This is a genomic window from Candidatus Eremiobacteraceae bacterium (assembly GCA_035314825.1).
Taxonomy (GTDB): Bacteria; Vulcanimicrobiota; Vulcanimicrobiia; order Eremiobacterales; family Eremiobacteraceae; genus JAFAHD01.
In genome coordinates this window covers 1-11,734 of the sequence record DATFYX010000059.1, presented here as the reverse complement: position 1 = coordinate 11,734, position 11,734 = coordinate 1, and the positions used below count along the sequence as shown (strand labels likewise).

General features: G+C 64.1%; 9 protein-coding genes. 3 read left to right on the top strand and 6 right to left on the bottom strand.

What is annotated here, in order from left to right; genetic code table 11:
• Positions 1–48: 48 nt before the first annotated feature.
• Complete coding sequence (locus tag VKF82_07445; GenBank protein ID HME81896.1) at positions 49–684, top strand: hypothetical protein; 636 nt, start codon at positions 49–51, stop codon at positions 682–684.
• 42 nt (positions 685–726) lie between these two features.
• On the opposite strand, the gene fabG is transcribed toward VKF82_07445, so the two are convergent.
• Positions 727–1,467 carry a 3-oxoacyl-[acyl-carrier-protein] reductase gene (gene fabG / locus VKF82_07440; GenBank protein ID HME81895.1) on the bottom strand — a complete coding sequence of 247 codons (741 nt, stop codon included), beginning with the start codon at positions 1,465–1,467 and terminating at the stop codon, positions 727–729.
• A gap of 200 nt (positions 1,468–1,667) precedes the next feature.
• Between fabG and VKF82_07435 the strand changes: the two genes are divergently transcribed.
• A complete protein-coding gene (locus VKF82_07435) occupies positions 1,668–2,828 on the top strand; it encodes a hypothetical protein (protein HME81894.1) in 1,161 nt (386 codons plus the stop codon).
• Here VKF82_07435 and VKF82_07430 read toward each other — a convergent pair.
• The 5 genes from VKF82_07430 to VKF82_07410 are packed head-to-tail and all read right to left on the bottom strand — an operon-like array spanning position 2,823 to position 9,088.
• Positions 2,823–3,098 (bottom strand): DUF4242 domain-containing protein, encoded by a 276-nt coding sequence (locus VKF82_07430; protein ID HME81893.1) that lies wholly within the window; start codon positions 3,096–3,098, stop codon positions 2,823–2,825. The two genes, VKF82_07435 and VKF82_07430, sit on opposite strands and share 6 nt — an antisense overlap.
• A 23-nt stretch (positions 3,099–3,121) precedes the next feature.
• Entirely contained in the window at positions 3,122–3,418 is a 297-nt protein-coding gene (locus VKF82_07425) for a MoaD/ThiS family protein (GenBank protein HME81892.1), read from the bottom strand.
• Positions 3,415–4,530 carry a hypothetical protein gene (locus VKF82_07420; GenBank protein ID HME81891.1) on the bottom strand — a complete coding sequence of 372 codons (1,116 nt, stop codon included), beginning with the start codon at positions 4,528–4,530 and terminating at the stop codon, positions 3,415–3,417. Before VKF82_07420 ends, VKF82_07425 begins: the two co-directional genes overlap by 4 nt.
• A 51-nt stretch (positions 4,531–4,581) precedes the next feature.
• Entirely contained in the window at positions 4,582–7,833 is a 3,252-nt protein-coding gene (locus tag VKF82_07415; GenBank protein HME81890.1) for an efflux RND transporter permease subunit, read from the bottom strand.
• Between the two features lies 1 nt (position 7,834).
• On the bottom strand, positions 7,835–9,088 hold the full coding sequence (locus VKF82_07410) for an efflux RND transporter periplasmic adaptor subunit (protein ID HME81889.1): 1,254 nt from the start codon (positions 9,086–9,088) through the stop codon (positions 7,835–7,837).
• Positions 9,089–9,196: 108 nt separating this feature from the next.
• Here VKF82_07410 and VKF82_07405 point away from each other — a divergent pair, with 108 nt between their 5' ends.
• The gene (locus tag VKF82_07405; GenBank protein ID HME81888.1) at positions 9,197–11,437 is read left to right on the top strand and encodes a fused MFS/spermidine synthase; all 2,241 of its coding nucleotides are present in this window, start codon (positions 9,197–9,199) and stop codon (positions 11,435–11,437) included.
• Positions 11,438–11,734 lie beyond the last annotated feature (297 nt).

The window sequence follows — 11,734 nt, the reverse complement described above, 5'->3', positions numbered from 1 at the left end:
TGTCGAGATCACCCAGGTCGACATCGCGTGCCCACGAACGGGGTCACCATGTTTGCGAGAGGCATCCAACGGCGCCGCTTCATCGCGCAGACGACCATCGCGATCGGCGCGATGACGACGCTCGGCCTGGCCATTCCTCTTGGTGACGCGCGCGCGGGATCTACCGCAGACGACACGTGGTGGCGCTTGCGCAAAGATGACTTCGCAGCGCTTCAGGCGACCGCTGACAGACCGATCAAGGTCTATTTCGTCGACAAAGACGTCACTGAGCGCGACCTCGTCGAAGAGAAAACCGATTTCGTGTGGGCCGTCCATTTGAGCAAGACGGACCAGCTCCAGCTGCGGCAAGAACGCCCAGAGCTTTTCAATCCATCACAAGAGGGCGGCGTCCCGTTCGAGGTCGGAACATTAGGATTCTTGATCCTGAGCCCGATCTGCCCTCATTTCGGTTGCCGCTACACGTGGATCGACGCGCTCGGGCACTTCTGGTGTCCGTGCCACGGCACGGAGTTCACCAAACTCGGCACCCATATGCAGCGGAGCGATGGCACATTCGTGGGACCATCGCCGCGCGGACTCGACCCGCTGCCCCTCCGGGAGCGAAGCGGCGTCGCCGAAGTCGAATGGATCAGATACAAGGTCAATTCGCCTGCGCGGCTGATCGTCGCGATGCGGGAAATGTAGTCCTGGCCTCTTGAGGCCGAGCCCGCGCTCAAGAGCGCGGGACTACATGTCGAGGCCGCCGTTGACGTCGTAGACCGCACCTGTGATGTACGACGAATCGTCATCGATCAAGAAGCGCACGACGCGCGCGACTTCTTGCGGCGTGCCGAGGCGGCGCTGCGGTATGCGTTCGATGACCTTGTCGAGCGCGGCCTTCGGAATCGCGGACACCATCTCGGTGGCGATGAATCCCGGAGCGACGCAATTCACCGTGATGCCACGCTGCGCCATCTCGAGCGCAAGGCTCTTGCTGAAACCGAACAGTCCGGCTTTGGAGGCAGCGTAGTTCGCCTGGCCGATGTTGCCGGTCTCGCCGATCACCGAACTGATGTTGACGATGCGACCGCTGCCCCGTTCGATCATGTGCTCGAGCACCGCTTTGGTCATGTGAAACGCGCCGAAGAGATTCACGGCGATCACCTGGCGCCACTCCTCTTCGGTCATCCTGCGCACGGTCTTGTCGATGGTGATGCCGGCATTGTTGATCAGAAAGTCGACGCGCCCGAACTGTGCGAGCACTTCTTGCACGACGCGCTGGCAATGATCCGGCTCGTCGACGCGGCCCTGATGCACGGAGACCGAATGTCCCTTGGCTTCAAGTCTGCCTTTGAACGATCGCGCCGTGTCTTCGCCCTTGCTGTAGCCTGCGGCGACGTGAGCGCCATCCATGGCGAGCATCTCGGCGATCGCGGCGCCGATGCCACGAGTGCCGCCGGTGACGACTGCGACGCGTCCTTGTAACATGCGGTATGCTTAGCCGCCTGGGGGTCCCGTTGCTGCGTGGTGGACCAAGCTGCTGAACGGGGTGTTGTCGAGCAGCGTCTGAAGCTGTCCCACGATGACGATCGGGTGAGTCATAGCCCGGCCTTGGTTACCGAAGACGCTCACGGCTCCTTCCAATCTCCAGGCACGCCGCTTCACATGCATTCGATATGCTACGAAGCATGAGCGATCTCGACCGGTTCATCCCGACGCCGCGCCTCGATCAGGTCGATCACGTCGACATCGGCGTCCCCGTCTCCAGCGCGTGGCAGGCCGTGCGCCACCTTGACATGGCGCGATCGTCCATCGTGCGCGCGCTCTTCTCGCTGCGGACGATTCCAGACCGGCTGCGCGGCCGCGCTCCCGAGAGCGTCTCGCTGCGGATCGATGACCTCGCCGCACCGGGTCAAGGTTTTCAGGTCCTCGCCGAGCGGCCCGGATCGTCGATCACGATCGGCGCGATCGGCAGGGTCTGGCAACCGCAAATCGATTTCATGCACGTGCCGCCCGACGACTTTGCCGGATTCGAGTATCCGGGCTGGGCGAAGGTCGCGTGGGAGTTGCGCTTCGAGCCTCGCGGACACGAGGTGACGCGGCTCATCGTCGAGGTACGCGTGAGCGCAACCGACGACGCGTCGTGGCGGCGCTTCGAGCGATATTGGCTCGTCGTCGGCCCGTTCTCGCATTTCATCCGCCGGCATCTGCTCGACCTCATCGTCAGCGAATTGGGCACGCCGCGCGAAGCGGAAACCCATCAGCCCTTAGCAGGGGATACGTTGCTTCTCGATGCCGCCGGCGAGGCGACCGATGGCGTGACGATCGCGGCTTCGCCGGATGCGATCTGGCCGTGGCTTGTCCAGATGGGTTGCCAGCGCGCAGGCTGGTATAGTTGGGACGCGTTGGACAACGGCGGCATGACCAGCGCGTGCAGAATCGTCGCAAAGCTCCAAGATCTGCACGTCGGCGACGTCATCCCGGCGATGCCGAAAGGAGACGCCGGTTTCGAAGTCCTGATCCTCGACGCTCCGCGCGCGTTCGTCTTAGGCGGTCTCTACGACGTCGAGACCGGCCGGCAACTCGCTTTCACCGCAGCGCGGCCCGCGCACTTCTGGCAGACGACGTGGGCGTTCGTGCTCGAGCCGCTCGACGGGCAGACGACGCGCCTACACGTCAGGGCGCGCGCGGCTCTGGGGCACGAACGATTCGGCGATCCGGCGCGGCTGTTCATGGCCGGTCTCGTCCACCATTTCATGGAGACGGCACAGCTGCGCCATCTCAAGACCCGCGTGGAAAGCGGGGAGAAAGCCGAAGGCGCAACGGGTCGTCAGATCATGATCCTATGAGTGGTAGAAGTAGGGATCCAGCACCCGGACCTCGGTGACGCTATCGACCGGGAGGCTGTTCGCCAGGGCCGCCTTGCGGACTGCGGCTTCGTCAGGCCCGTCATAGATGCAGTACGTCTTGGTCTTATCGGTGTTCACGTACGAGTGGATCCAGGTGACGCCCTCATGCGCGTTCGCGCCGACGACCGTCATGCACGCCGTTGCGCCGGCGTCGTTGGTCGGTATCTGCAAGCCCTTGGGAAACGTGCGCTCCACCATGAATCTCGGCATCGTCGTCCTCCTTCTGCGGGCCGTTAACCGCCTGCCAACGCGCCCACGACCATGAACGGTTCGGTGCCGGCCGCGACCGCTTTCGGCAGCGGCTCGTCCGGCGATTCGTGCGACAGGTCCTGCTCGCAGGCGAAAAAGCGTACGAACGCCCGGCGCTGCTGCGTCACGTGATCGCGGATGGTGCCGCGCAGCGTCGGATACGACGCCTCGAGCGCGTCGAGCACCGAGCGCTGCGTGGGCTCGCCCGCGACGTCGAGCACGACCTCACCCTCCACGTGCGCAATCGTCCGCAGGTGCGCCGGGAGCACGACTCTGATCACGCCAGCGTCTGGACCTCGACCGACAGCACAGCCGGGAGGTCGCGCACGATCGGAGCCCAGGTGTCGCCCGAGTCGGTCGAGGCGTACACCTGGCCGCCGGTGGTGCCGAAGTAAACGCCGGCCGAATCGAGCGAGTCGACCGCCATCGCGTCGCGCAACACGTTGACGTAGCAGTCGCTCTGCGGCAAGCCTTTGGTGAGCGCTTCCCACTCGTCGCCGCCGGTCCGGCTGCGATAGACGCGCAGCTTCCCGTCGGGCGGGTAATGCTCCGAATCGCTCTTGATGGGGACGACGAAGATCGTGTCGGGCTCGTGCGGATGCACGTCGATCGGAAAGCCGAAGTCGCTGGGCAGATCCCCGCTGACTTCGCGCCATGAGTCGCCGGCGTCATCGCTGCGCATGACGTCCCAATGTTTTTGCATGAACAGCGTGTCCGGACGCGAGCGGTTCATCGCGATGCGATGGACGCAGTGGCCGACTTCGGCCTCCGGGGCAGGGAGCTGCGCGGAGTGGAGACCGTGGTTGATCGGGCGCCAGGTCTTGCCGCCGTCGTCGCTGCGAAACGCGCCGGCCGCGGAGATCGCGACGAACATGCGTTGCGGATTTTTCGGGTCGAGCAGGATGGTGTGCAGGCACATGCCACCCGCGCCGGGCTGCCAGTGCTTGCCGGTATCATGTTGGCGCAGCCCGGAGAGCTCGGCCCAGGTCTTGCCGCCGTCGCCCGATTGGAACAGCGCCGCGTCTTCGACGCCCGCATACACTTTGTCGGGATCGGTCAGCGACGGCTCGAGATGCCAGACGCGCTTGAACTCCCACGGATGCGGCGTGCCGTCATACCATTGATGCGTGCCGGGGACGCCATCGTAGACGAATTCATTGCCCATCTGCGTCCAGGTCTTGCCGCCGTCGTCGGAGCGCTGGATCAGCTGTCCGAACCAGCCGCTGCTCTGCGACGCATACAAGCGATCCGGATCGGCGGGGGAACCCTTGACGTGGTAGATCTCCCAACCGCCGAAGTGAGGGCCGTCGATGGCCCACTGCGTGCGCTTCGCATCCGATGTCATGACGAACGCGCCCTTGCGCGTGCCGACCAGCACCCGTACTCCGCTCATCGCCGCTCCTTCATAGCCGTGCGGGAATTTGCAACAGGGCGTGGAGCTCCTCTAAGTGCGGCGAGGAGCCTCTTCAGGCGGCGGCACGAACCCGCCATTGCCCGTCGGGATGCTGTCGAGTGCGGCGTCGAGATCGTGAGGCGCGGCGGACGGTGCCCCGTCGTGATGCTCGGGCGGCAGGTCGTCTTCTTTCGGGAGCCGCTCCGGCGCGAAGCGCATGTAGGCGACCGGCACGAGCACCAGCGTCAGCAGCAGCGAGCTGATGAGGCCGCCGATGACGACGATGCCGAGGCTCTGGCGCACCTGCGACCCTTGCACGAGCCCCAGCGCCAACGGCGTCATGCCCGCGATCATCGATGCCGTCGTCATCACGATCGGCCGGAACCGGACGCGCGCGCTCTGGCGCAGCGCCTCTAACTTGGCGTAACCGCGCCGGCGCAGCGTGTTCGCGTAGTCGACCAACAAGATGCCGTTCTTGGACACGAGCCCCACCAGCATGACCGTGCCGATGAGCGAGAACAGGTTGAGCGTCTGGCCGGTCAGCGCGAGCGCACCGATAGCACCCACCGACGCGACCGGCACCGAGAACATGATGATGAACGGCGTAGAATAGTTGTTGTAGAGCGCGACCATGAGCAGGTAGACCAGCAGGAACGACAGCGCGAGTGCCGCCGCCATGCCGGTCACCGTGTCTTTGAGGTTCTGCTGATTGCCGTTCGGATTCGCGCGCACGGAGACGAACGCGGGCAGATGCATCGCTTGCAGCTGCTTGCTGAAATCGCGCTGCACGTTCGAGAGCGCGTAGCCGTTCGCCACGTTCGCCGTCACGTGGATGACGGTCTGGCGGTTGACGCGCGTGATGACCAGCTGCGTCGGCGCCCAGCGCAGGGTCGCGACGTCGCCGACCCGCCCCAACGTCCCGTCGTTGGCGCGCACCGCGATCTGCCCGATCGCATCGAGGTTCGTACGATCTTCGAGCGGATAGATCACCTGCACGTCTTTGAGCCCGTTCGCCGCCTCGATCTGGGTCGCCACCGCCCCGCCGAGCGCCGCCCTGATGGCGGTGGACGCCGCGCCGACGCTGATGCCGAGCGCCTTCGCCGATGCTTTGTCGAAGGTGACCTCGACCTGCGGCGCGAGCTGCTGTCCGGAGCTCGTGGCGTTGGTGACGCCCGGTATCTTGCGCAGCGCCTCGTAGACCTGCTGTGCGTACGGCAACGGATCGCCACGAAGGCTGGTCACCAGGTAGTCGATCGGCTGCGCGTTGCCGCCGCCGGTGCTGGTCGCCGGGATGACGACGATCGTCGCGCCCGGTATCATCGAGCGCAGTTTGCCTTTGAGGTAATTCACCCAGTAGTCGGTCGAATGGCTGCGGTTGTCATTGAGGAACAGATGGACCTGGCCGACATTGCCTTCGTTGAGGAAGCCGCCGAACGGCGACGAGTACGCGCCCGACACGCCGGTGATCGCCTTGGCGTCGGGCACCTGGAGCGCGACCGTGTTGACCTGGCGCACGGCCGCATCGGTCGTCGTCAGCGGCGTGCCCGGCGGGAAGGTGATCTGCACGAAGATCTCGCCGCGATCGACGGGCGGGATGAACGTGAAGCCGAGCACGCCGAGCGGCACGAGCGAGATCGCGAGGATGAGCGAGGCGACGGCGATCGCGACCACCATCCTGGGCCGCGCCAGCCCGGCGGGCAGCAGGTGTTCCGCATAGTATACTCGCGCGCGCTCGAACCATTCTTCGAACTTGCGCATCACGGGCCAGGGCGTCCAGTTGCTGAGCAGCGACCAGCGGCCGGCCAGCGTCGGCGTCACCGTGAACGATGTCCACAACGAGGTGAGCGTCGCGACGACGACGACCAACGCGAACTCGGTCAAGAACTTGCCGACGACGCCGGGCAGGAACGCGATCGGCAGGAACACGACGACGTCGACGAGCGTGATCACGATGGCCGCGAAGCCGATCTCGGAGCGGCCGTTGATGGCCGCCCACAGCGGCGGCTCGCCCTCCTTGTGATGCCGTTCGATATTCTCCAACACCACGATAGAATCGTCGACGAGAATACCGACCACGAGCGTCATCGCCAGCAGTGAGATCGTGTCGATGGTGAAATTGGCCAGCTTCATCACGCACAGCGTGATGAGCAGCGAGGTCGGAATCGCGACCATGACGACGACCGCGCTGCGCCACGACCCGAGGAAGAACAGCATCACCACCGCGGTGAGCGCGATGCCCTCCATCAACGTGTGCACGACGCCGTCGATCTGTTGGCGCGTATACGTCGCCTGGACGTTCACCACGGAAAAGTCGACCCCGGGGAACTGCGCCTGTAACCGCGGCAGGGTCTTCAGCACGTTGTCGGAGGTCGAGACCTCGTTGGCCTGAGTCGTCTTCTGCACCTGAAGGAACACGCGCAGCGCGCCGTTGACGAACGCGAAGACGCGCCGCTCCTCGTAGCCGTCGGTCACCGATGCGACGTCGCCGACGCGCACGACGCTCGATGGGCTCGACCAGGGATTGACGGCACCCGCCCCAGTCGATGCGGGGGCCTGGCCGCTGAGCAGCAGCGGAAGGCTCGCCACTCCTTCTGGCGTTTGGATGTCGCCACGTACGTCGACCGTCGTCTCTCGCCCCGGCTGGTATATGATGCCGCCGGGCTGGCGCAGGTTGTTGGTGGCCAGCGTGTTGACGACGTCGTTGATCGAGTAGCCGCCTGCCTGGAGCGCCGCCGGGTCGACCACGACCTGGAACGAAGGCGTCACCGTGCCGTTGGAGTTGACGTAGCCCACGCCGTCTACTTGCTCGAGGATGGGGATGATCTGGTTGTTCACCAGGTCCGAAAGTCCGGCGATCGAGTACGTGCGCGAGGCGATGCCCAGCGTGACGACCGTCGACTGGCCGGGGTCGACCGTCGAGATCGTCGGCGAGCGCAGATCGGTGGGCAGTTGCGATTGGGCCGCCTGCACGCGGCGTTGCACTTCGACCAGCGACGTGTTGACGTCGGCGCCGAGGTTGAACACGGCTGAAATAGTCGCGCGGCCTTGCAGGACGGTGGTGTTGATGACGTTGAGGTTCGGAGCGCCGGCGATCTGGTCTTCGATCGGCCGTGCGATATTGTCGCGCATCTCGGTCGGCGATGCGCCCGGATAGTTCACCTGCACCGTGATGGTCGGCAGGTCGACGTTTGGGAACTGCTGCTGCGTGATCGTCAGATACGAGATGACGCCGGCGATCGTGATGAACACGATCATGACGAAGACGAGCGCCGGTCGCTGGACGAAGAGGCGGGTCAGCCACATATCAGTGCGACATCGCGGCTTCCCCGCCCGCGATCTGGACCTGCTGGCCGTCCGAGATGGCGAGCGTGCCGTCGGTCACGACGTTGACGCCGCTCGGGAGTCCCTTGACGACCGCATAGCGCGTGCCGCGGGCGATCTCCACGACTTGCGAGATGTGCGCCGTATCGTTGTTGTCAACCGTGAAGAGCGTGTGGTGCGTATCGTCGATGAATGCGCCCACCGGCACCGTGACGCCGCTGAGGCTCTGCTTGGCGACGTTCGCCGCCACCGTCATGCCGGGCAGCAACGCGCGCTTCGGGTTCGGGATCACGACTTTGACGATGAATCCCGCCGAGGTGGGCGATGTCGGCGGCAGCACCGCGACGACCGTAGCGTTGAAACGCTGGCCGGGCAAGGCGACCGAGGTGAGCGTCACGGTCGCACCTTTGGGGATGCCCGCGATCTGCCCGCCGAATGCGTTCAGCGCCGCATAGACGCTTGAGATCTCTTGCAGTGTGAAGATCTGGCGCGTGCCCGGATACTCGCCTGGGTTGATGTTGCGATTCACGACGACGCCGTCGACAGGCGCGACGATCGTCGCCTTGGCGATCTGCGCTTGCACCTGCTCTGCCTGCGCGTGCGCTGAAGCTGCGGCGGCGATCGCGGCCTGGATGTTCGCCTGCTGCATTCCCTGGCGCTGGTCGCCGTTGGCCAGCTGGTTCTCTTTCGCGGTCGCGAGCACAGCCTGTGCGGCGGCGACATTCGTCTGCTGCGTCTGCACTTCTTGTGCGGAGATGTATCCCTGCCCGAACAGCATCTGGTCGCGATGCAGTGTGCTTTCCGCAAGATCGAGCTGTGCCTGCGCGCTGCGCACTTGATCGCCGCCCGATGCGATCGCGTACTGCGCCTGATACTTCGTCTGCGTGGCCTTTGCGTCTGCCTCGGCCGCAGCGCGGTCTGCAGCGTCGAGTTGCGCTTGCAGATCGGCGATGGAGAGACGCGCGAGCACCTGGCTGCGCTGCACGACGTCGCCCTCGTTGACGAGCACTGCAGCGGCCGGCTCGGTCAGATCGCTAGTGATGGCGACATTTTGCAGTGGCGCGACCAAGCCCGACAACGAGAGGACCGGTTGGACGGTGCGAACCGCCGTCTTCTCGATGGGCACGAGGGGTGCCGGGGTCTTCAGCGTGGTCGTGTTGTGCGCGCAGCCCGCGGCCGTGAGGATGACCGCCGAAGCGATGAGGGACTTCGTATAGCGGGACGCTCGGTTTCGCATACCAAAACATTGTTGCATCCCGGATATAGAGGATGCTGTGAACTCAGCCCACGCTCTCGACCTTTTTCTTAATCTCGTGTCCATCTGCCGATGAAATGAAAAGTGCGCATGACGTCACTCGGAGCCCCGGAACGATTCGACCGATGGTCGACCGCTGCGTTCGCAAGCGCTTTGTTCACGAGCGCCACGTTGATGTTTCTCGTGCAACCGATGTTCGCCAAGGCCCTCCTGCCGCTGCTGGGCGGCGCGCCGGCGGTCTGGAACACCTGCGTCGTCTTCTATGAGCTGATCCTTCTCGCCGGCTACTACTACGCCTACGTGCTGCAGCAACGCGCCACGCTTCGTGCCCAGCTCGCGATCCACGCGGCGCTTGTGATCGCAGTTCTCGTGTTCTTGCCGCTGCGCGTGCTTTCCCCGCTCGCGCCCCCGACCAGCGTGACCGCGGTCCCGTGGGTGCTGATCACACTGCTCGTCTCGCTCGGCGTACCGCTCTTGGTCCTGAGCGCGACGAGCCCGCTCCTCCAGAGCTGGTTCGCGCGCACGCCGAACCGCCGCGCCAGTGACCCGTATTTCCTATACGCCGCGAGCAATGCGGGCAGCATGCTCGGGCTGCTCGCGTACCCCTTTGCGCTCGAACCGCTCCTCGGTTTGCGATCGCAAAGCCTCATCTGGTCCGTCGGCTACCTCCTTCTCGCCGGCTCTCTCGGATTGTGTGGGCTGATCGCATACCGTACGACATCGGAACTCGGCGGCGCGGATGCCGCGCACGATGCTCTCCCCGACGCAGTCGTGAGCACGCGCCGCAAGATCCGCTGGGTCGTGCTTGCCTTCATCCCGGCAAGCCTTATGCTCAGCGTCACCTCCTACATCTCCGCCGACGTCGCCCCTATCCCGCTGCTGTGGGTCATCCCGCTGGCGCTGTATCTGCTGACCCTGGTGATCGCTTTTTCAGGAGACAGCGGATCGCGCCTCAAGCGCCTCTACCTTACGGCTCCATTCGCAATGCTGCTCTTGGTGGTGGTGCTGGCGGCTGATGTGAGCTGGCCCGCGCTCCTGCGCATCCTCATTCACCTCGGGGCGTTCTTCCTGATCGCCCTGACCTGCCACACGCTGCTGGCTGCGGATCGGCCGTCAAGAACGCGCTTGACCGAGTTCTATCTGTGGCTTGCCGTTGGCGGCGCGCTCGGCGGCATTTTCAACGCGATCATCGCCCCGTACGTGTTTCGCGATGTCTACGAATACCCTATCGTGCTGGTGCTTGCAGCCTTCTTCATGCGCGGCCCCGATCAGCCAGAGTCCAGCCGCCCTCGATTGTGGAATGTCGAGCTGCCGCTGCTGCTCGGCGCGGCCCTTGCCGCGTTCATCTGGATCGAGAGCCGGCTCTACGGCCACCCAATCGCTGTGCATGCGACTGCGGCGTTCCTAGCCGCGGCGTTGATCGCGCTTCTTGCTTTCAGACAGAGGGTAGGTTTCGCCGTCTCGGTGGCGACGCTGCTCCTGTGCGGTCTATTCCTCGACGAGACGCGCCATCACAACCTGTACCTAGGACGCGATTTCTTCGGGGTCAAGACGGTCTTTGCGTCCGGGAACTATCACCATCTTTGGCACAACTCGACGACCCACGGCATCGAGAACATGCTGCCGGAAGAGCGCGACCGGCCGCTTTCATACTATACGCGAAGTGGACCGCTCGGCCAGATATTCAGCGCCCTGCAACCCGAACTGCGCAATGCGTCGATTGCGGTCGTCGGCGAAGGGGCCGGCTCCGCGCTCTGCTATCATCTGCCGACGCAGCGCTGGACGATCTACGAGATCGACCCGCAAATCGATCTGATCGCTCGCGATCCGCGCCTTTTCGATTACCTCCCGGACTGCGCCGGGCCCACCCCGACCGTGATCGGCGATGCACGACTGTCGCTCGGCCGAGCACCGGACAGCGGCTATAGCCTGTTGATACTGGACGCGTATAGCTCTGATTACGTGCCGCTCCATCTGTTGACGAGAGAAGCCCTGTCGCTCTACATAAGAAAGCTGACCGACGATGGGGTGCTCGCTTTTCACATAAGCAGCAGATGGTTCGACCTCGAGCCGGTGCTCACGTCTCTCGCCACGGATGCCGGGTTGCAATGCTATGTCAACCACGACGCAAACTCGAAGCCTATCGAGCTTCTGATGGGTAAGCGGATCTCTACTTGGATCGCGCTCGGCGCTAAGGGTGGGAATATCCGCTTATTGGCAAGCGATCCGCGCTGGCAGCAATGCCCGGCCACCAAATTCCGGGTCTGGACCGACGACTATTCCAGCCTGGTGACGGCGTTCAGCCTACGCGTCATTTCCGGCTCGCAGTGAACGACGTCAGTTTCGGGCCGACTGGATTCGAACCAGCGATCTCCTGACCCCCAGACGTTTTAGGCGCGTCCACCAAAATCCGCTCTTGGGCGTGCTTGTCTTTGATCCATGACGCTTTGAGACGTTTTGTGTCCCTAGCTGTTCGCTGGAATTTGCCGGCATTCTTGGCCGATAAGCCACATTAAGCCACATTAGTCGCAAGCAGAAATACATGCTCCGAGCGGCAACGTTAATCGTTGCACGGTCGCCTTCAAAATGAAAGTGAGGGGTTTCGACAGCTCACCCTTGAGGATCTGG